17 protein-coding genes and 1 riboswitch are annotated in these 21,263 nt (G+C 56.1%); of the genes, 8 read left to right on the top strand and 9 right to left on the bottom strand.

Features of this window, described 5'->3' with window-relative positions:
- Positions 1 to 93: 93 nt before the first annotated feature.
- Positions 94 to 2,454 carry a DNA polymerase II gene (polB, locus tag ACXKZG_RS18770; RefSeq protein WP_488875262.1) on the bottom strand — a complete coding sequence of 787 codons (2,361 nt, stop codon included), beginning with the start codon at positions 2,452 to 2,454 and terminating at the stop codon, positions 94 to 96.
- A gap of 228 nt (positions 2,455 to 2,682) precedes the next feature.
- Between polB and ACXKZG_RS18765 the strand changes: the two genes are divergently transcribed.
- The gene (locus ACXKZG_RS18765; protein WP_013200735.1) at positions 2,683 to 3,450 is read left to right on the top strand and encodes a DedA family protein; all 768 of its coding nucleotides are present in this window, start codon (positions 2,683 to 2,685) and stop codon (positions 3,448 to 3,450) included.
- Here the strand turns inward: ACXKZG_RS18765 and thiQ are convergent.
- The 4 genes from thiQ to sgrR all read right to left on the bottom strand — a co-directional run bounded on the left by thiQ (position 3,437) and on the right by sgrR (position 8,539).
- Entirely contained in the window at positions 3,437 to 4,138 is a 702-nt protein-coding gene (gene thiQ, locus ACXKZG_RS18760; protein ID WP_346595583.1) for a thiamine ABC transporter ATP-binding protein ThiQ, read from the bottom strand. The genes ACXKZG_RS18765 and thiQ overlap by 14 nt on opposite strands.
- Entirely contained in the window at positions 4,122 to 5,732 is a 1,611-nt protein-coding gene (gene thiP / locus ACXKZG_RS18755) for a thiamine/thiamine pyrophosphate ABC transporter permease ThiP (RefSeq protein ID WP_488875261.1), read from the bottom strand. The genes thiQ and thiP overlap by 17 nt, the downstream gene beginning before the upstream one ends.
- Positions 5,708 to 6,694, bottom strand: coding sequence for a thiamine ABC transporter substrate binding subunit (thiB, locus tag ACXKZG_RS18750; protein ID WP_013200737.1), 987 nt, complete (start codon positions 6,692 to 6,694; stop codon positions 5,708 to 5,710). The genes thiP and thiB overlap by 25 nt, the downstream gene beginning before the upstream one ends.
- A gap of 41 nt (positions 6,695 to 6,735) precedes the next feature.
- A riboswitch (TPP riboswitch) is annotated at positions 6,736 to 6,842 on the bottom strand.
- 35 nt (positions 6,843 to 6,877) lie between these two features.
- Positions 6,878 to 8,539, bottom strand: a complete 1,662-nt coding sequence (sgrR, locus tag ACXKZG_RS18745) for an HTH-type transcriptional regulator SgrR (RefSeq protein ID WP_488875260.1) — start codon at positions 8,537 to 8,539, stop codon at positions 6,878 to 6,880.
- Positions 8,540 to 8,784: 245 nt separating this feature from the next.
- Here sgrR and ACXKZG_RS18740 point away from each other — a divergent pair, with 245 nt between their 5' ends.
- Positions 8,785 to 9,963 carry a sugar efflux transporter gene (locus ACXKZG_RS18740; RefSeq protein WP_013200739.1) on the top strand — a complete coding sequence of 393 codons (1,179 nt, stop codon included), beginning with the start codon at positions 8,785 to 8,787 and terminating at the stop codon, positions 9,961 to 9,963.
- A gap of 39 nt (positions 9,964 to 10,002) precedes the next feature.
- Here ACXKZG_RS18740 and leuD read toward each other — a convergent pair whose 3' ends face one another.
- From leuD to leuA, 4 genes are read right to left on the bottom strand one after another with little or no spacing between them, the layout of a single operon-like run.
- Positions 10,003 to 10,608: a 3-isopropylmalate dehydratase small subunit gene (gene leuD / locus ACXKZG_RS18735; protein WP_013200740.1), complete on the bottom strand. Its 606-nt coding sequence runs from the start codon at positions 10,606 to 10,608 to the stop codon at positions 10,003 to 10,005.
- A gap of 9 nt (positions 10,609 to 10,617) precedes the next feature.
- Positions 10,618 to 12,015, bottom strand: a complete 1,398-nt coding sequence (gene leuC, locus ACXKZG_RS18730) for a 3-isopropylmalate dehydratase large subunit (protein WP_488875259.1) — start codon at positions 12,013 to 12,015, stop codon at positions 10,618 to 10,620.
- A gap of 2 nt (positions 12,016 to 12,017) precedes the next feature.
- Positions 12,018 to 13,106 (bottom strand): 3-isopropylmalate dehydrogenase, encoded by a 1,089-nt coding sequence (gene leuB / locus ACXKZG_RS18725; RefSeq protein ID WP_488875258.1) that lies wholly within the window; start codon positions 13,104 to 13,106, stop codon positions 12,018 to 12,020.
- A 2-nt stretch (positions 13,107 to 13,108) separates the two neighbouring features.
- The gene (gene leuA, locus ACXKZG_RS18720) at positions 13,109 to 14,677 is read right to left on the bottom strand and encodes a 2-isopropylmalate synthase (RefSeq protein WP_488875257.1); all 1,569 of its coding nucleotides are present in this window, start codon (positions 14,675 to 14,677) and stop codon (positions 13,109 to 13,111) included.
- Between the two features lie 885 nt (positions 14,678 to 15,562).
- Here leuA and ilvI point away from each other — a divergent pair.
- The 6 genes from ilvI to ftsL all read left to right on the top strand — a co-directional run bounded on the left by ilvI (position 15,563) and on the right by ftsL (position 21,255).
- Entirely contained in the window at positions 15,563 to 17,287 is a 1,725-nt protein-coding gene (ilvI, locus tag ACXKZG_RS18715; RefSeq protein ID WP_134823474.1) for an acetolactate synthase 3 large subunit, read from the top strand.
- Positions 17,288 to 17,289: 2 nt separating this feature from the next.
- Positions 17,290 to 17,781, top strand: coding sequence for an acetolactate synthase small subunit (gene ilvN, locus ACXKZG_RS18710; protein WP_013200745.1), 492 nt, complete (start codon positions 17,290 to 17,292; stop codon positions 17,779 to 17,781).
- 196 nt (positions 17,782 to 17,977) lie between these two features.
- Positions 17,978 to 18,988, top strand: coding sequence for a catabolite repressor/activator (cra, locus tag ACXKZG_RS18705; protein ID WP_013200746.1), 1,011 nt, complete (start codon positions 17,978 to 17,980; stop codon positions 18,986 to 18,988).
- 547 nt (positions 18,989 to 19,535) lie between these two features.
- Entirely contained in the window at positions 19,536 to 19,994 is a 459-nt protein-coding gene (gene mraZ, locus ACXKZG_RS18700; RefSeq protein WP_013200747.1) for a division/cell wall cluster transcriptional repressor MraZ, read from the top strand.
- A gap of 2 nt (positions 19,995 to 19,996) precedes the next feature.
- Positions 19,997 to 20,938, top strand: coding sequence for a 16S rRNA (cytosine(1402)-N(4))-methyltransferase RsmH (gene rsmH, locus ACXKZG_RS18695; protein ID WP_013200748.1), 942 nt, complete (start codon positions 19,997 to 19,999; stop codon positions 20,936 to 20,938).
- Positions 20,935 to 21,255 (top strand): cell division protein FtsL, encoded by a 321-nt coding sequence (ftsL, locus tag ACXKZG_RS18690; RefSeq protein ID WP_013200749.1) that lies wholly within the window; start codon positions 20,935 to 20,937, stop codon positions 21,253 to 21,255. The genes rsmH and ftsL overlap by 4 nt, the downstream gene beginning before the upstream one ends.
- The last annotated feature ends 8 nt before the right edge of the window (positions 21,256 to 21,263 follow it).

Raw genomic sequence — 21,263 nt, 5'->3', positions numbered from 1 at the left:
ATAGCATGACCGCCCGGCACTCGGTGCCCGGCAGAAAATTCAAATTATCTGGAAGGGCGCTATGGTACTGGAAGGTAGCGCGTTCGTCACCTGTCAAAAAAGACCTAACTGGCCTGTCACCAGTGTAGCAAAGTCATCCTGAAGGAAAGGTAAAATGCCCTCAGCCACCGGCTGGAGCTGCTTTGTCAGATAATGATCGTAGTCGAGAGGCGTGATGCGCGCTTCTAAAGGCTCGGGCCCGGAGGTGGCCATCACGTAACGAATCTTTCCGCCCTTCTGGTAAAGCAGCGGACGGCCCTGCTTCTCGTTGAATTCGTCGGCGATGCGGGCGGCGCGGACATGCGGCGGCACATTGCGCTGATAGTCGTCCAGCGGGCGACGCAGCCTTTTACCGTACACCAGCTGATCGTCCAGCTCGCCATCCAGCAACTGGCGCACCGTCTCCAGGATATAATCGCGATAGGGCAGTTTTTTAAAAATGCGGCGATAGAGCTCCTGCTGGAATTTTTTGGCCAGCGGCGTCCAGTCGGTGCGCACGGTTTCCAGTCCTTTAAACACCATGCGTTCACTGTCGCCTTCGCAAATCAGCCCGGCATAACGCTTCTTGCTGCCCTGTTCGGCACCGCGAATGGTGGGCATCAGAAAACGGCTGAAATGGGTTTCAAACTCCAGTTCCAGTGCGCTCTCCAGCCCAAACTCCTGCTGCAAATGCTGTTTCCACCAGGCATTGACCTTCTCCACCAGTTGCTGGCCAATGGCATTGGCCGACTGCTGGTCGTGGGGCTTTTTCAGCCAGACAAAGGTCGAGTCGGTATCGCCATAAATCACGTCATAACCTTCGGCTTCGACCAGCTCTTTGGTCTGCCGCATGATCTCATGGCCGCGCAGGGTAATTGAGGACGCCAGACGCGGATCAAAAAAGCGACAGGCGCTGGTGCCCAGCACGCCATAAAAGGCATTCATAATGATTTTCAGCGCCTGCGACAGCGGCTTATTGCCCTCTTTTTTGGCGGCTTCACGCCCTTGCCAGATTTGGTTGACGATTTCAGGCAGGCAATGGGTGGTGCGGGAGAAGCGCGCGCCCTTAAAACCGCTGACGGAATCGGTGTCATCAGGATGCGCCAGGCCTTCGACCAGCCCAACCGGATCGATCAGGAAGGTGCGGATAATGGCCGGATACAGGCTTTTATAGTCCAGCACCAGCACCGAATCATACAGGCCCGGCGTCGAGTCCATCACATAACCGCCTGGGCTGGCCTCAGGAGCCACTTCGCCCAGGCCCGGCGCGACAAAGCCTGCACGGTGCATGCGCGGTAAATACAGGTGGCCGAACGCCGCCACAGAACCGCCGTGGCGATCGACCGCCAGGCCATTCACCGTCGACCGTTCCAGCAGAAACGGCATCAGCTGGGTGTGATGGAAAATTCGGGTGACTAACTCGCAGTCCTTCAGGTTGTAATGGGCGAGGGCGGGTTTGTCTTCCGCAAAGCGCTGATCGATTTCCTGCATTCTGTCCCAGGGATTGTTAATCGCTTTGCCTTCTCCCAACAGTTCCCGGGAGACGGCTTCCAGACTGAATGAGGCGAAGTTCCAGAACGCCGATTTCAACGCATCAATCCCATCGACGATCAGCCGGCCGGTGGCCTGAGCAAAGAACACGCCGGGCTTGAAGCCGTGCTCACGCCACTCCAGCGCCTCGTTATTGCGTCCGAGTTTTAACGGAATACCATAACGGTCGGCGTGTTTTTGCAGCACGCGCAGGTCAAACTGCACCACGTTCCAGCCAATCAACACGTCCGGGTCGTGCTGCACAAACCAGGCGTTCAGTTTTTCCAGCAGCTGTGGCCGGCTGGAGACGTATTCCAGATTGAAGTCCAGTTTGCTGGCATCGCCGTTCTCCGGGCCCAACATATAGACATCGCGTTGTCCGCAGCCTTCAAGGCCGATGCAGTAGAGTTCGCCGTGGCGGGTGGTTTCGATATCCAGCGAGACCCACTTCAGCGGCGGCCGGTAGTCGGGATTGGGTTTCAGGCGGGTGTTGATCAGGCTGTTTCCCGCCGGCTGGCCGCTAAACCAGACGGGCGAGGTGATAAAGCGCTCCATCAGGTAGCGCTCGGGCGGCCGCACATCCGCTTCATACACCATCACGCCATTCTCACGCAGCAGCTTCTCCAGCTTTTGCAGTTGGCGGTACTGATGGCAATAGAGGCCGAACACCGGCCGATGGCGGAAATCTTTTAACCCGAGGGGAACGATACGGAAATGGCGTTCCTGCTTAAGTAACGCCTCAGCCTGCGCCTGATACTCTTGCGGAATAAAGGCAACGGATTCCTGTGGCGGCAGCACCACTCTCTGCGGGCCACTGTCGGTGGCCAGCCACAGCACCACTTCCGTGCCTGAAGGCGTATCCCGCCAGTGGCGGGTGAGCAGAAAGCCTGCGCGTGCATCGTTCACCGGAAATCCTTAATGTTGCTTCTTTGCACAATAATAGCATGTTTATTTATACAGTATAGCGCGATGCCGGGGGAATCTCGCCCGGTCGGGTCAGTGCGGATGCCGTCCGGCCCGTGCTGGAGGTTATCTTAATCTGACCGCGATCAATGAGTTCATACAAAACAGACCTTGACGCAGTACGGGTGTCTCAGGACAATCCGACCTCAATCAAAACAGAATGTGGAAAGTATGGAAGCCTGGCTGCAACATCTTATTACGCAATCACTGGCCTGGTCTTTGCTGGCGGTGGGGCTTATCACTTTTTTTGAATCCCTGGCGCTGGTCGGGCTGCTGTTGCCTGGCACTGTTTTAATGGCTTCCTTCGGCGCGCTGATCGGCAGCGGGCAAATTGGCCTGTATCCCGCCTGGCTGGCGGGGACCATTGGCTGTCTGGTCGGCGACTGGATTTCCTATCTGATTGGCTGGCAATTCAAAGGGCCGCTGCACCGATGGTCATTTATTAAAAAGCATCAGGGGCTGATGGATAAAACCGAACATGCGCTGCATCAGCACAGCATGTTTACCATCATTGTTGGGCGTTTTGTCGGGCCGACCCGTCCGCTGATCCCGCTGGTGGCGGGAATGCTGGAACTGCCGGTGAAGAAGTTTATCCCGCCGAATATCATTGGCTGCGTGCTCTGGCCACCGCTGTATCTGTTGCCGGGCATTCTGGCGGGTGTGGCGATTGATGTGCCGAAAGGGGCGAGCAGCAGCATGTTTAAATGGCTGTTGCTGGCGGTGGCATTGCTGGTCTGGCTGGGATGCTGGTTGGGATGGCGCTGGTTACGTTCGAAAAAGCAGGCCGACTGGGCCAGCGCGTATCTGCCGCCGAGCCGTCTGCGATGGCTGGCGCCGCTGGTGATTGTTATTGCCGTGGCCAGCTTTGTCGCCCTGCAATTCCATCCGATGATGCCGATATTCCGCCATCTGTTGTCAGAAGTCTTTATCGGACATTAATGCCCAGCACGGCGGCTTCAGCCACGTCACCATTGAGCAGCACGTCGGTGCTGCCGTCCCAGTAAACCCGTCCATCGACAATTAGTATGCTGCGTGGCGCTATCCGCGCGGCATCCTCAATACTGTGCGACACCATCAGTAGCGTCATCTTCCTCTCCTGACAGACCTCATCCACCAGCTGCAGCATCTCTTTGCGCAGGGCCGGATCCAAGGCAGAGAACGGCTCATCCAGCAGCAGCAACGGTTGCTGACGCACCAGACATCGTGCCAGCGCCGCCCGCTGCCGTTGGCCACCGGAAAGTTGCGAAGGCAAACGGTCCAGCAAGGTGTCCAGACCGACTCGTCGCGCGATGTCCTGCAACGCCTGCTTCTGCTGAGGATCCAGCTTCAGCCCGGGATGCAGGCCAAGGCCGATGTTCTGCGCCACCGTCAGATGCGGGAACAGGTTATTCTCCTGGAACAGCATGGAAACCGGTCGCTTCGCCGGTGGCGTGTGGCTGTGATCTTCGCCATTCAGCAGCAAGCTGCCGCTATTTACCGCAAGAAACCCCGCCACCAGGCTCAGCAGGGTGCTTTTCCCCGCGCCGCTCGGGCCGAGGATCGCCAGCCTTTCTCCCGCCTGCATGCTCAGTGAAAAGCGCATCGGCAGATGGTTATAGAGGTAGGTCAGATTAGTTAACGTCAGCATGGCGTCCCGGCAGTTTTTCAATCAGGGTGAACAGAAGGAAGCAGAGCAGCAAAAGCAGCAGCGCAGTGACCGCGCCATCTTCGCTACGGTAGGAGCCAATCTGTTGATAGAGATAAAACGGCAGCGTGCGGAAATTTTCATTACCAAACAGCGCCACCACGCCAAAATCGCCAATCGACAGCACGCAGGCAAATGCCAGCGCCTGCGCAAGAGGGCGCTTTAACGCGCGCAGTTCGATCAGTTTGACGCGATTCCAGCCGTGAATATCCAGCGACAAACAGAGCCGGTTATAGCGTTCGGCAATGTCCCGCAGAGGGTTTTCCAGCACCTTCATGGCGTAAGGAATGGCCATCAGCGCATTGGTGAAAATTACGATACCATCGGCGGCGTCCGGCAGGCCCACGGTGGCATTCAGCAGCAGAAAGAAGCCGGTCGCCAGCACGATGCCGGGCATGGCCAGAATCAACATGCCGCTCAGTTCCAGCGACTGGCCGAGCCAGACGCGCTGACGCAGGCGCAATTCCCGGCTGCTCCACAGCAGCATCACCGTCAGGATCACACACAGCACCCCCGCGCCAAGCGCGATGCGTATTGAGGTGAAGGTGGCCTGCCACAGCGCCGGTTGGCGTAATACTGCGGGCAGCCCCTGATTCAGGCCATCCACGATCACCGCCAGCAGCGGCGGCAGTAATAAAAGCAGCGCGGCGAAGATTAACAGCGCATCCCACACTTTGGCGCGCCCGCTGTCTTCAGGATTTCGCCAGCCGTTGATGCTTGCCGTGCCCGACGGAATCGCTTTGCTGAGCCACTGACTTAACATCACCAATCCCAGACAGCAGACCATCTGAATCATCGCCAGCAGGGCGGCACGGCCCGGATCGTAATCAAAGTTCAGCGCCTGAAAGATCGCCAGCTCGATGGTGGTGGCTTTTGGTCCGCCGCCGAGCGACAGGACGGTTGCGAAGCTGGCAAAACAGAGCATAAAAATCAGCGCGCCGGCAGGCAGAATTTGCCGCCGCAACCAGGGCCATTCGACCACCACGAAATGGTTCCAGCCGCGTAATCCCAGCTGCGCGGCCAGCTGGCGCTGCTCACCGGGGATCTGTTCCAGCGCCTGCAGCAGCAGACGCGCGGCTAACGGCAAATTAAAGAACACATGCGCCAGCAAAATGCCCTGCAAGCCATACGGCGTGAAGGTATAGGGAATGCCCAGCAACGCGCAGAGATCGGCCAGCCAGCCCGTGCGGCCATAGACGCTGAGGATGCCGAATACCGCCACTAACACCGGCAACACCAGCGTCATCGCGCAGAGTCTTAACAGCGTGTCCCGGCCGGGGAAGCGGCGTCGGTAAAGTGCGCGGGCCAGCGGGATCGCCGGCCCAACCGCCAGTACCGCGGAAAGAAAGGCCTGCCAGAAGGAGAAGCGCAGGACGTGCCAGAGATAGTCATCCTGCCAGAGATCCCGCCAGTGGATCGCCGGCGCACTCAGCCATAGCGCGCTGAATGCGGTCAGGGCCACGGCGACCAGCAGCGTCGCCGCCAGCGCACCGGGCACTAACGGGCCAGCACTCAGCGGCTGACGGCGCGTTGCCATGCACTGATCCATTGGCTACGTTGGCTGGCGACTTCCTGTGACGTGTATTGCAGCGAGTTGGACGGGACGGTCAGGGTATCGAAACCGGCAGGCAGGGTGCTTTTCACCACCGGATACATCCAGTTGCCGGTTGGGATGCTGTCCTGGAACGGTTTATCCAGCATAAATTTCATGAATTTCTGCGCGAGCTCCGGCTGTTTGCTGCTTTTCAGCTGGCCGGCCACTTCTACCTGCAGGTAGTGACCTTCGCTGAAATTGGCGGCGGCATACTGCGATTTCTTCTCTTCAATCAGGTGGTAAGCCGGAGATGTGGTGTAGCTCAGCACCATATCGCCTTCACCCTTGAGGAACAGCCCGTAAGCTTCGCTCCAGCCTTTGGTAACGGTGACGGTTTTCTTCGCCAGCTTCTGCCAGGCTTCCGGTGCCTTATCGCCGAACACTTTCTGCATCCACAACAGCAGGCCGAGGCCCGGGGTGCTGGTGCGGGGATCTTCATAAATAATCTTCAACGGTTTGTCGCTGTTGACCAACTCTTTCAGGCTGGTGGGCGGATTTTGCAGCTTGGTTTTATCGTACACAAAGGCGAACCAGCCGTAGTCATACGGCACAAAGGTCTTATCGTTCCAGCCACCCGGAACGGTGACCTTGCTGGTATCGACCTGGCCTGGTGCGAACAGGCCGGTTTTCTCCGCCGCATCCAGCAGATTGTTATCGAGGCCCAGCACCACATCGGCCTTGCTGTTTTTACCTTCCATCCGCAGACGGTTAAGCAGCGAGACGCCGTCTTCCAGCGCCACGTATTTCAGCTCGCAGCCGCAGTCCGCTTCAAACGCCTTTTTGATGGCAGGACCCGGTCCCCAGTCAGCGGAAAAAGAGTCGTAGGTATAAACAGTCAGGACGGGTTTAGCCGCGAAGGCCGGGAAGGTGCCGAGGATCAGTAAAGGCAGAACTTTTTTTAACACTTTGCGTTCCTTGAAAGTTAGGTGTCGCAAAGGATCTGAGCAATCTGGAGAGTCTCAAATCCCTACGCCGGCATTATCCGGATCAGGTTCGACGGGTTTGTCTCAGCGCTGGCAGTGAAACACCGCGAACGCACCCCGTTGAGAACGGCCTATTCTAGTGATTTCCGCTGGGTAACGAAAGCATCATGCGTCGTCAGGGGCGAACCAGGCGGATTTAAAATCAAACCAGCCCAGCATATTCATTCTGACCCCGCGCATACTGCGTTGACCTTCCAGCAGCAGCCAGTGATGGAACAGCGGATGCAGCGTCCAGGTGTTGATCAGCTGCTTGCCCCAGTCGGCCAGCGGCAGCTTCTGTTCGCGCCAGCGTTGCGCATCCTCTTCCCAGTCCAGCGTGACGCAATGATGCACCAGCGGGATTTCGTACAGCAGCGCAAACACCGAAAATTCCAGCGGCAGGGTGAAGTTGGCACTGCCGAGCCAGATATCGCTTTCGGCTTCGCCACGGTGCCAGACGTCATAATCGACCTGTTGGGTGATCAACTCCACGCCCTGTTCGGCGAGGATCGGCCGTAACGCATTGGCGATGCCCTGATGCTCGACGTGATCGTTATACCAGGTCAGCGTCAGGGTGGTCAGCCCGTCGGGCTTCTGGCTGGCAGCCATATCGCGGCGATGATGCCAGCGCGGCAGCAGGCCATAAGCCGGGAACCAGTAGCGTTGATAGCCAATACCGGCATGATTCAGCAGGGCGATCGGGTTGAACAGCGTGCTGACCCAGCGACGGATGTGTTCATCGCGACCCTGTTCGGATCGCTGGTCAAAAAGCAGGAAATAGCAGCCTTCTTCCAGACGACTCTCTTCTGACTTTTCTTCCAGCCCTTTGCCTTCCAGCTTAACCCCGGCATAAACCAGCTCATCACTGATTTCCGGCAGCACCCAGATATTCACTTCATCAATCAGCGCGCGGTAACCAAAATAGTCATCAAACGCCTGGATCCTCAGTTGGGTGGTCTGATTGCGCACCACCGCATACGGGCCGGTGCCAATCGGCTGACGGGCGAAGTCCGCGAGGAATGGCCACTCTTTTGGCAGGATCATGGTGCTGACGCTGCCCAGCAGCCAGGGAAGCCAGTTGTCGGGCTGATGCAGATGAATATCCAGCGTCCAGGGCGCCGAGGACTCAATGCGATCGAAATGGGCATAAAGGCGTTGGGGCTTCAGTCGCTCAAGGGTGCTGATAATGTCGGCCATCTCCAGCTCACGGCCATGATGAAAGTGGATCGCCGGGCGCAGATAAAACCGCCAGTGCAGCGGAGAAAGCTGCTGCCAGTGGTGGGCAATATCGGCTTCGATTTCCCCATTTTCCTCATTTATCCGCGTCAGGCTGCTAAAAATCTGACGGGCAAGGTGGGTTTCAGAACGACGCAGCGGCGTACCGGGTAACAGATTCAGTAACGAGCGATAGTACATCACCCGCAGGATATGTTTCCCCTGGCGGAAACTGCGGCCAAGATGCGAGATCAGCATCTGTCTGACCGCGTTTTTATCGCCCACCAGCTGCACCAGCTGGTCGATGCGATCGTTCTCCAGCAACTCTTCCGCCCGCTGCTGTTGCAATGCCAGCCCGGTGTAATGGAAGCTGAGCTTTGAACGTTTTCCGCGCCCGGCTTCAGCCTGCCAGTCCAGCCAGCCCTGTTCCTGCATCGCATTCAGCAGATTGCGCATATGCCGGCGGGAGCAGCTCAGTTGTACCGCCAGATCGTTGAGCGTGGTCTCCTGCGGCTGGCCTTCGCAGCACTGCCACAGGCGGATAAACTGTTGTTGTAAGCGGGCAGAAGACATAAAAGAGGAAGCCTTATCAGAAAGCAGTCTGTTTTTTCTTCCTTATATTAGGACGATAATGCCCGCAGATGAAAGAGCGGGAGACATTCTTCGAATGCGCTCTGACATTGATGATTCTGAGTATGGTGCCTTTCACCAGCCAGCCGGGTTAATACCTTGCTGGCTTTTTTCGCTGCTCCATGTTTTCTTCTATGCTTGCTGTTTGTCGACTCACCTCTGTGGCGACTTTTTTTGAAGGATCAGCTATGAAATCGCTCCTCACGCGCCGTCGCCGTATCAATCCTGTTTACGTCGCCTTTATGGCCGTGTCGTTTATGGTGGGCGTGGCGGGTGCGCTTCAGGCTCCGACGCTTAGTCTGTTTCTGACCCGTGAAGTGGCCGTTCGTCCGTTCTGGGTCGGGCTGTTTTACACCATCAATGCGATAGCCGGCATTGCGGTGAGCATTCTGCTGGCAAAGCGCTCGGACAACCGGGGCGACCGCCGCATGCTGATCCTGTTTTGCTGCGTGATGGCGATTGGCAACGCGCTGATCTTTGCCTTCAACCGTGACTATCTGACGCTGATTACCTTTGGCGTGCTGCTCTCCGCGCTGGCCAGCGTGTCAATGCCGCAAATCTTTGCCCTTGCCCGCGAATATGCTGACAGCTCGGCCCGAGAGGTGGTGATGTTCAGTTCGGTGATGCGTGCCCAACTGTCACTGGCCTGGGTAGTCGGGCCGCCGTTGTCCTTTGCGCTGGCGCTGAATTACGGCTTCACCACCATGTTTTTGATTGCCGCCGGACTGTTTGTGGTCTGTGTGGCGCTGATCTGGTTTGCGCTGCCGTCGGTGCCGCGCGTGGAACAACCGCCTGAAGTGGTGATCACCCAAATCAGCGCGTGGAAGAATAAAGATGTGCGGCTGCTGTTTATGGCTTCATTGCTGATGTGGACCTGCAACACCATGTATATCATCGATATGCCGCTGTATATCAGCAGCGTGTTGGGGTTGCCGGATAAGCTGGCTGGATTGCTGATGGGCGTGGCGGCCGGGCTGGAAATCCCGGCGATGTTGTTGGCGGGCCATTATGTGAAGCGCTTCGGTAAACGCAAAATGATGCTGTTTGCGGTGGCGTCCGGGGCGATATTCTATCTGGGGCTGGTGGTGTTCCACGACAAAGCGGCGCTAATGGCTTTGCAGATCTTTAATGCCATCTTTATTGGTATTGTCGCCGGGATTGGCATGCTCTATTTCCAGGATCTGATGCCGGGAAGGCCCGGTGCGGCGACCACATTATTTACCAACAGTATTTCGACGGGGGTGATTCTGGCGGGCGTGATTCAGGGCGCGCTGGCGGAAACCTTTGGCCATTATTCGGTTTACTGGGCGGCGTTGGTACTGTCGATTGGGGCGCTGGTGATGTCGGCCAAAGTGAAGGATGTCTGAGGGACGTTCGGGCGGAAGTGCTTCCGCCCGTGAGGGTCACTAACGCAGAAAGGCCGGCTGGGTTTTCTCATACGCCGTAATGTCGGCGTCATGTTGTAGCGTCAGGCCAATGTTATCCAACCCGTTGATCAGGCAGTGTCGGCGGAAGCTGTCGATGCTGAACGCGTAGTGCTTGCCATCGGCGATGACTTCCTGCTTTTCCAGATCGACGGTGATTTCCACGCCTGGCTGTGCGGCAACCAGCTGGAACAGCGTGTCCACCTCTTCCTCGCTTAATGACACCAGCAGCAGCTGATTGTTAAACGAGTTATTGGCAAAGATATCGGCAAAATCGCTGCCGACAATCGCCTGAATACCGTAGTCAGTCAGTGCCCAGGGCGCATGCTCACGGGAGGAGCCGCAGCCAAAGTTTTCCCGCGTTAGCATAATGCTGGCACCGCGAAATGCGGGCTTGTTCAGCACGAAATCCGGGTTGGGGATCTGGCCTTCTGCATCGCTGTAACGCCAGTCGTAAAACAGGTTGCGGCCAAAACCGGTGCGCGTCACCATCTGCAAAAATTGCTTCGGGATAATCGCATCGGTATCGACGTTTGCCGCATCCATCGGCACCACGATGCCGGTATGTTGGGTAAATTTCTTCGCCATACAGCCTCTTTAAATCAGTTCGCGGATATCAGCAAAATGGCCTGCTACCGCCGCAGCCGCAGCCATTGCCGGGCTCAGCAGATGCGTGCGGCCGCCGCGGCCCTGACGACCTTCAAAGTTGCGGTTGCTGGTGGATGCGCAACGCTCACCGGGATTCAGACGGTCGTTATTCATTGCCAGACACATTGAGCAGCCCGGTAAGCGCCATTCAAAACCGGCATCAAGGAAGATTTTATCCAGACCTTCCTCTTCCGCCTGCGCTTTGACCGGACCCGATCCCGGCACGACATAGGCCTGAACGCCCGGCGCAATCTTGTGGCCTTTCACCACCGATGCCGCCGCCCGCAAATCCTCAATACGTGAGTTGGTGCAGGAGCCGATAAAGACTTTGTCGATCTTCACCTCGGTCAGCCGGATGCCAGGCTGCAAATCCATATAGGCCAGCGCCTTCTCGGCTGAGGCACGCTCAACCGGATCGCTGAATGAGGCCGGATCGGGGATCCGCTCGTTAACGGCGATCACCTGGCCGGGATTGGTGCCCCAGGTAACCTGTGGCGCGATGTCCGCCGCATTTAAGGTCACCACTTTGTCGAAGTGCGCACCGCTGTCGGATTTCAACGTCCGCCACCAGGCGACCGCTTCATCCCATTCCGCCCCTTTCGGCGCAAACTGGCGGCCACGGGCGTAATCAAAGGTGGTGTCGTCCGGCGCAACCAGGCCTGCTTTCGCGCCCAGTTCAATCGCCATATTGCACAGCGTCATGCGGCCTTCCATGCTCAGGGCTTCTACCGCCGGACCACAGAATTCGACCACATGGCCATTGCCGCCGCCGCTGCCGGTTTTGCCAATGATCGCCAGCGCAATGTCTTTGGCGGTGATGCCCGGCGCGGTTTGTCCCACCACTTCAATCTTCATGGTTTTGGCGCGGGACTGCTTCAGCGTCTGGGTGGCCAGCACATGCTCAACTTCTGAGGTGCCAATACCAAACGCAAGTGCGCCAAAGGCACCGTGAGTGGAAGTATGCGAGTCGCCACAGACGATGGTCATACCCGGCAGGGACAGGCCCTGCTCAGGACCGATCACATGCACGATGCCCTGGAAAGGGTGCTTGAGGTCATACAAACGCACGCCGAAGGCTTCACAGTTTTTGATCAGCATTGACATCTGGATCCGCGCCATCTCACCGCTCGCATTGATATCACGCGTCTGGGTAGAGACGTTGTGATCCATGGTGGCGAAGGTCTTTGACGGCTGGCGCACCGGGCGGTTGTGTGCACGCAGACCATCGAAGGCCTGCGCGGAGGTCACTTCATGCACCAGATGACGGTCGATATACAGCAGTGGCGTCTCGCCTGGCGCTTCGTGCACCAGATGCGCATCAAACAGCTTCTCGTATAATGTTTTCATAATCAGGCTTCGCGAATGTAACGGGCGATAATCGACCCCATTTCCTCGGTGCCGACGGACTGGCCGCCACCGGCTAAATCGCCAGTACGGTGACCTTCAGCCAACGCGCGGCTGATGGCCTGGTCAATCGCATCGGCGGCGTCTGCGGCATTCAGGCTAAAGCGCAGCAGCAGCGACAGTGACAGGATCTGGGCAATTGGGTTGGCGATGTTCTTGCCTGCGATATCCGGGGCCGATCCACCTGCCGGTTCAAACAGGCCAAAACCCTGCTCGTTCAGGCTGGCGGAAGGCAACATGCCCATCGAGCCGGTGATCATCGCACACTCATCGGACAGGATATCGCCGAACAGGTTGGAGCAAAGCATCACGTCGAATTGCGACGGCTCTTTGATCAGCTGCATGGTGGCGTTATCGATATACATATGGCTCAGTTCAACGTCCGGATAATCCTTCGCCACTTCATTCACAATCTGGCGCCACAGGATCGATGACTGCAAGACGTTCGCTTTGTCGATTGAGGTCACTTTATTGCGACGTTTGCGCGCTGACTCGAAGGCAATGCTGGCAATGCGCTCAATCTCAAAACGGTGATAGACCTCGGTATCGAACGCGCGCTCGTGCTGGCCGCTGCCTTCGCGGCCTTTTGGCTGACCAAAATAGATGCCGCCGGTCAACTCACGCACCACCAGGATATCAAAGCCTTTCGCGGCGATATCACTGCGCAGTGGGCAGAAGGCTTCCAGCTCTTTATGCAGGCTGGCCGGGCGCAGGTTGCTGAACAGTTTAAAGTGCTTACGCAGGGGCAGCAGCGCCCCGCGCTCTGGCTGTTCGGCCGGTGGAAGGTGTTCCCATTTTGGACCACCAACAGAACCAAACAGGATCGCATCAGCCTGTTCACAACCGGCTACCGTCGCCGCCGGCAGAGGCTCGCCGTGGCGATCGATGGCGATGCCGCCAACGTCATATTCGCTGGTGGTGATGCGCAGGTTGAAGCGCTCACGAACGGCAGTCAGCACTTTACTGGCCTGAGCCATCACTTCCGGGCCGATGCCATCACCGGGCAATACTGCAATATGGTAAGAGCCTGACATGATTACACCACTTCCTTATGATCGGTTGTTTGAGATTTGCGCTGCAACTCTTGCTCAACCTGACGCGAGCGCCAGATGTTGTTCAGGGCATTGATCATCGCTTTCGCCGAAGACTCGACGATATCCGTTGCCAGACCGACGCCATGGAATTTGCGGTCGTTGTATTTCACCACGATATCCACCTGGCCCAGCGCATCTTTGCCGTGGCCTTTTGCCGTGAGCTGATAGGAAACCAGCTCGGCATCGAAATCGGTAATGCGATTAACCGCCTGATAAACCGCGTCGACAGGACCGTTACCGGTTGCTGCTTCGGACTTCACGTCTTCACCGCAGGCCAGTTTGACCGACGCGGTCGCCATCACGCTTGAGCCTGACTGCACGCTGAAGTAATCCAGACGGAAATGTTCCGGCTCTTCGTTCTGCTTATTAATGAAGGCCAACGCTTCCAAATCGTAGTCGAAGACCTGGCCTTTCTTGTCAGCCAGCTTCAGGAACGCGTCGTACAGGTTATCCAGGTTGTAGTCGTTTTCTTTATAGCCCATCTCATCCATGCGGTGCTTCACGGCGGCACGGCCAGAACGGGAGGTCAGATTCAGCTGGATTTTATTCAGGCCGATAGATTCCGGGGTCATGATTTCGTAGTTTTCGCGGTTCTTCAGCACGCCATCCTGGTGGATACCGGAAGAGTGAGCGAAGGCACCGGTGCCGACTACCGCTTTGTTTGCCGGGATTGGCATATTACAAATCTGGCTGACCAGCTGGCTGGTACGGTAGATCTCATGGTGATGGATGTTGGTATTCACATTCATCAACTGGCTGCGGGTTTTGATCGCCATGATCACTTCTTCCAGCGCACAGTTACCGGCACGTTCGCCCAGACCGTTGATGGTGCCTTCAACCTGACGCGCACCGGCCTGAATGGCGGCAATGGCGTTGCCGGTGGCCATGCCCAAATCGTCATGGGTATGCACGGACAGAATGGCTTTATCAATGTTCGGCACGCGATTACGCAGCTGCGCGAAGATGTTGCTGTACTCTTCCGGCAGCGTGTAGCCCACGGTGTCCGGGATGTTGATGGTGGTGGCACCGGCGTTGATCGCCGCTTCCACCACGCGGCACAGATCGTCAATCGGCGTACGTCCGCCATCTTCGCAGGAGAATTCCACGTCGTTGGTGTAGTTACGGGCGCGTTTCACCATGGTTACCGCGCGCTCAATCACTTCGGGCAGCGTGCTGCGCAGCTTGGTGGCGATATGCATTGGCGAGGTGGCCAGGAAGGTATGGATACGGTAAGCCTCGGCCACGCGCAGGGCTTCATAGGCGGCATCGATATCTTTTTCTACGCAGCGGGCGAGGGCGCAAACACGACTGTTTTTGATCTGACGCGCAATGGTCTGGACGGATTCAAAATCACCGGGGGAAGAAATTGGGAAACCCACTTCCATCACGTCCACACCCATGCGCTCCAGCGCCAGGGCGACCTGCAGCTTTTCTTTCACACTCAGGCTGGCCTGTAAGGCCTGTTCGCCATCACGCAGAGTGGTATCGAAAATAATAACTTGTTGGCTCATCGGGATATTCCTTGTCGTGTTTGCTTTACCAGTGCTACGAGCATAAAAAAACCCGCGCATCGGCGCGGGTTCTTTAGGTTTGTAAGCCTGAATCACTGATTCATTTCTTCGCCCACAAGTCTACCGCGCAATTGGGATGCGTTTAGTAGTAGACCGAGTAGGCGAACGGTACGAATCATGTCTTCAGACCTCATAAATTTGCTGTTCCCTTATTGATACTTGATTTGCGGGGGCGATGTCAACCTTCGCCGTAAGGTTATAACGGCGGCAGCCAACGTGGCTCAGGAAAGATATTCTGGGGGGAAGCCCGTGAGCAGAACAAAAAGGAAGGCGGGCAAACAGGGATATTTTTCAGCGGGAAATGCGGCCGGATTATTCGCGCCAGGCTGGCCTTTAAAAAAGCGGTTAATCAATGGCTTGCATAGGAAAATCTTATGGCTTGCTTTGAGGCTTATGCCACTTCTCTTCAGCTAAATATGTTTGATAATTAAATGCTGGCAGCAGATAAAACTAAATTAGGCGCGATGTTTGAACAGGTGAGCTTGAATTAAGGCTGTGAGCGTTTTGATAACAAAACGATCACACTGCAAAAGAATTGCTCACCAGAACAAACCGCTTTTCTTTCAGCCTTTGGTCAGTGTATTTGTCGACAAGTCCCCATTAGCGGTAGTGCCTTGCGGACCTGGTATTCGTTAAAAGCCGTGCTTGCAGGTTTGCCTGCCAACTTTTCTACGGTTATGGTACGTCCATCAACGCATAAAAATAGCCAGGGATTCACCCTGTACCTGGATTCTGGAAATGATTTCCAGCGTCTTTGCATAAACACAGGTTTTGACCTTATCTGCCTATACGATAATTCAGCACCTTAAGAGCCTGGAGGCAAAAATGGAGATGTTGTCAGGAGCCGAGATGGTCGTCCGATCGTTGATCGATCAGGGCGTTAAACATGTATTCGGCTACCCCGGCGGGGCAGTACTTGATATCTATGATGCGCTACAAACCGTCGGCGGCATCGATCATATACTGGTTCGTCACGAGCAGGGCGCGGTGCACATGGCGGACGGCTACGCCCGTTCCACCGGTGAAGTGGGCGTGGTGCTGGTCACCTCCGGCCCAGGTGCGACCAATGCCATCACCGGCATCGCCACTGCTTATATGGATTCAATCCCATTAGTCGTGCTCTCCGGCCAGGTGCCTTCCTCACTGATTGGTTACGATGCTTTCCAGGAGTGCGACATGGTCGGGATTTCCCGCCCGGTGGTGAAGCACAGCTTTATGGTCAAGTCGGCTGAAGATATTCCGACCATCATGAAAAAGGCATTCTGGCTGGCTGCCAGCGGACGTCCTGGTCCGGTGGTGATCGATCTGCCGAAAGACATGATGAACCCGGCGAACAAATTACCGTATGTCTGGCCAGATGAAGTCAGCATGCGCTCATACAACCCGACCACTCAGGGACACAAAGGCCAGATTAAGCGCGCCTTGCAGACCTTGCTGGCGGCGAAACAGCCGGTGATCTATGCCGGCGGCGGCGTAATCACTTCCGCATGTGATGATGAGCTTCGTCAACTCGCCGAAAAACTTAACCTGCCGGTCACCTGTTCGCTGATGGGCCTGGGCGCCTTCCCCGGCACCCATCGCCAGAGCGTCGGCATGTTGGGTATGCACGGCACCTACGAAGCCAATATGACCATGCATAATGCTGACGTAATCTTCGCCGTCGGTGTGCGCTTTGATGACCGCACCACCAACAATCTGGCGAAATACTGCCCGAATGCTACCGTGCTGCATATCGACATCGATCCGACGTCTATTTCCAAGACTGTGCCGGCAGATGTGCCGATCGTCGGCGATGCTAAGCAGGTGCTGACGCAGATGCTTGAGCTACTGGAACAGGGTGACAAGCAGCAGGATTTCGACAGTCTTCGCGACTGGTGGCAGAGCATCGATCAATGGCGTTCCCGCCAGTGTCTGGAGTTCGATCGTAAGAGTGAGCAGATCAAACCTCAGGCGGTTATCGAAACCATCTGCCGTCTGACCCATGGTGAAGCCTATGTCACCTCCGACGTGGGTCAGCACCAGATGTTTGCCGCGCTCTATTATCAGTTCGACAAACCGCGTCGTTGGATCAACTCCGGTGGCCTCGGCACGATGGGCTTCGGCCTGCCCGCTGCGCTGGGCGTCAAGCTGGCGGTACCCGAAGCCACGGTGGTGTGCGTGACCGGCGACGGCAGCATCCAGATGAACATTCAGGAACTGTCCACCGCGCTGCAGTACGATCTGCCGGTGCTGGTGCTGAGCCTGAACAATCGCGTGCTGGGCATGGTGAAACAGTGGCAGGACATGATCTACTCTGGCCGTCACTCACAGTCTTATATGGAATCTTTGCCTGACTTTGTGAAACTGGCAGAAGCTTATGGCCACGTCGGCATCAATATCAGCCGGCCGGAGGATCTGGAAGCCAAGCTGACTCAGGCACTGGAAGAGTTAGGTAAAGGGCGTCTGGTGTTTGTCGATGTTAACGTCGATGGCACTGAGCACGTCTACCCGATGCATATCCGCGGCGGGGGAATGGACGAAATGTGGCTTAGCAAAACGGAGAGGACTTAATTATGCGTCGTGTTTTATCAGTACTGCTGGAAAACGAATCCGGCGCATTGTCCCGCGTGGTTGGCCTGTTCTCCCAGCGTGGCTACAACATTGAAAGCCTGACCGTGGCACCGACCGATGACCCAACGCTTTCGCGCATGACCATTCAAACCGTGGGTGATGCCAAGGTGCTGGAACAGATCGAAAAGCAGCTGCACAAGTTGGTGGACGTACTGCGCGTGACGGAATTGGGTCAGGGCGCTTACGTCGAACGTGAAGTGATGTTGGTGAAAGTTCAGGCTACCGGTTACGGCCGCGAAGAAGTGAAACGCAGCGCTGAGATCTTCCGTGGCCAGATTGTGGATGTGACGCCTTCGCTTTATACGGTTCAGCTTACCGGCACCAGCGATAAGCTGGATGCGTTCCTCAACACCGTGCGCGAAGTGGCGGAAATTGTTGAAGTCGCCCGCTCCGGTATCGTCGGCGTTTCTCGTGGTGACCGCATTATGCGTTAATCACGCCCGGTGATTATCGCTCTCTTCTGCTAACCCAGCGTAATGCTGGGTTTTTTATTTTTTGTCTGAAAGCTAACGCACAGAAGTAAAAGCGGTTGCTCGCTAAACTGTTCTGCTGTTAGATGTAACAAATCTCTTATCCATAGCCGGGACGTGGCTATTTTCTGCGCCGTCACGGTGCTAGCGTGGGGTTATTGTGAAACTGGATGAAATTGCGCGCCTGGCCGGTGTTTCGCGCACGACTGCCAGCTATGTTATTAACGGCAAAGCTAAGCAGTATCGTGTCAGCGACAAAACCGTCGAAAAGGTCATGGCAGTCGTGCGCGAGCATAATTACCATCCCAACGCGGTGGCTGCCGGGCTCCGTGCGGGGCGTACGCGGTCGATAGGGCTGGTTATTCCTGATTTGGAGAATACCAGCTACACGCGTATTGCGAATTACCTTGAACGACAGGCGCGTCAGCGCGGCTACCAACTGCTGATTGCCTGTTCTGAAGATCAGCCCGATAACGAAATGCGCTGCGTGGAGCATCTGTTGCAGCGTCAGGTTGATGCGATCATCGTCTCAACGTCGTTACCACCGGAACATCCTTTCTATCAGCGCTGGATCAACGATCCCTTACCGATCATCGCCCTTGACCGTGCGCTGGATCGCGAGCACTTCACCAGCGTGGTCGGTGCCGATCAGGACGACGCCGAAATGCTGGCTGCGGAATTGCGCAAGCAACCGGTCGAATCGATTCTGTTTATGGGGGCCTTACCTGAGTTATCCGTCAGCTTCCTGCGCGAGATGGGTTTCCGGGATGCCTGGAAAGGGGACGAACGCACCATCGACTTTATCTACGCCAACAGCTTTGAACGGACCGCGGCAGCCGCGCTGTTCGAGAAGTGGCTGGAGACGCACGATATGCCCGATGCGCTGTTTACCACTTCCTTCGGCCTGTTGCAGGGCGTGATGGACGTGACGCTGAAACGTGAGGGACGTCTGCCAAGCAATCTGGCGATTGCCACCTTCGGCGATCATGAGCTGCTGGATTTCCTCGATTGTCCGGTGCTGGCGGTCGGCCAGCGTCATCGGGATGTGGCCGAACGGGTGCTTGAGCTGGTGCTGGCGAGTCTGGATGAACCGCGAAAACCGAAGCCAGGATTAACGCGAATCCGGCGTAATCTTTATCGGCGGGGCAGGTTAAGCCGTAAAGCGAGTTAACATTTCCACATAAAAAGGCAGCCTGACTGCCTTTTTTCTTTTTGATTGCCTGGCAAAAATCAGCCTGCGTTAACAACTGCTAAATTGTCGTGAGTTTTCTGTGACCAGGATTCACGTAAATAAAAGTAAAGGCGAATCAGTCCGCCGCTTATCATTTATCTAAATCTTCCTGATTATTAAAAATTTAGGACAAACCAGTCGACAGAAGCTCAGGCGCAGCGCGACTGAGGTAGGAATCTCTTAGGATATACCCTAAAATGCCGTCCATGTCGCAAAGTTGAGGGTGAGGAATTTACGGCGTAGAACTGGCATATTTTTGAACAATCTAATTTTACCGCAGAATTTCCTGCCACTATTCATTAGTTTATTTTTAAATTCCTGACCAGACCGCGTTCTTTTTAACTCCCTCCAGTTTTAACTGGCTCAGAAATAATTCTCTCCAACCTCTGCTGCGCCTTGACAATGTTTTCCTTCGCTCCGTAAACTCCTTTGGTGGGAAATTGTGGTGTAAAGTGGTGAACAGGGGTAACTGGAGGGTGAGGCTGGCATGTTCCGTGGGGCAACGTTAGTCAATCTCGACAGCAAGGGACGGCTCGCCGTGCCCACGCGCTATCGCGAAACGCTGATCGGGGAATCACAAGGGCAAATGGTGTGTACCATTGACCTTCACCAGGCATGCCTGCTGCTTTATACCCTGCCCGAATGGGAAATTATTGAACGTAAACTGGCCCGCTTATCGAGCATGAACCCGGCAGAACGCCGCGTACAGCGCCTGTTACTGGGACATGCCAGCGAGTGTCAGATGGATAATGCAGGTCGTTTGCTGGTAGCCACAACGCTACGTCAGCATGCGAATTTGACCAAAGAAGTGATGCTGGTTGGACAGTTCAACAAGTTTGAGCTGTGGGATGAACAGACCTGGTATCAACAAGTCAGGGAGGATATTGACGCAGAGCAGTCGACTCAGGAACCGTTATCTGAGCGTTTGCAGGATTTGTCACTATAGCTATGCAGGATAATTTCAAACATACCACGGTGCTGTTAGATGAGGCGGTAAATGGCCTTAACATTAAATCTGACGGCATTTATCTCGATGGCACCTTTGGACGAGGTGGACATTCGCGCCTGATCCTCTCTCAACTGGGAGAGCACGGCCGTCTCTATGCCATAGACCGCGATCCGCAGGCGATTGCCGCCGCCGCAGAGATCACTGACCCACGTTTCCAGATCATCCATGGCCCTTTTTCCGCGCTGGCAGACTATGCCGACGAACTCGGTCTGACCGGCAAGATCGACGGCATTCTGCTGGATCTTGGCGTGTCATCGCCGCAGCTGGATGATGCCGAACGCGGGTTCTCCTTTATGCGTGATGGACCGCTGGATATGCGCATGGATCCCACCAAAGGACAGTCGGCTTCGCAGTGGTTACTGCAGGCTGAAGAGAGCGATATCGCTTTTGTGCTGAAGACCTTTGGCGAAGAACGTTTTGCCAAGCGTATTGCCCGCGCCATCGTTGAACGCAACCGCGAACAGCCGATGACGCGCACCAAAGAGCTGGCGGATGTGATCTACGCCGCCACGCCAGTGAAAGACAAGTTTAAGCACCCGGCGACCCGCAGCTTCCAGGCAATTCGTATTTGGGTCAACAGCGAGCTGGAAGAGATTGAGCAGGCCTTGAAAGGCGCGCTGACGGCTCTGGCACCGGAAGGTCGTTTATCTGTGATCAGCTTCCATTCACTGGAAGACCGCATCGTTAAACGCTTTATGCGCGAGCAGAGTCGCGGACCTCAGGTCCCAGCCGGGATCCCGATGACCGAAGCGCAGCTGGCTAAGCTGGGTGGCCGCCACCTTAAAGCCTTCGGCAAAATGATGCCGGGTGACGAGGAAGTGAAAGAGAATCCACGCGCCCGCAGTTCAGTATTACGCGTCGCAGAGAGGACGGCGTCATGATTGGCAACGAGCGACACAGCTTACCGGGCGTGATCGGCGGCGATATCCTTCGCCACGGTAAAATCCCGGTGATCCTCGCTGTCGCTGTGCTGATCTCAGCGGTGTTAGTGGTGACCACGGCGCATAAAACGCGCCTGCTCACCGCACAGCGCGAACAGTTAGTGCTGGAGCGGGATGCGCTGGATATCGAATGGCGCAACCTGATCCTGGAAGAGAATGCCCTCGGCGATCACAGCCGGGTTGAGAGGACGGCAACGGAAAAACTGCAAATGCAGCATGTCGATCCATCGCAGGAAAACATCGTGGTACAACCTTAAGGGACTGA

This window comes from Erwinia sp. 2186 (assembly GCF_057812255.1).
This window is presented reverse-complemented; position numbering and strand designations above follow the sequence as displayed.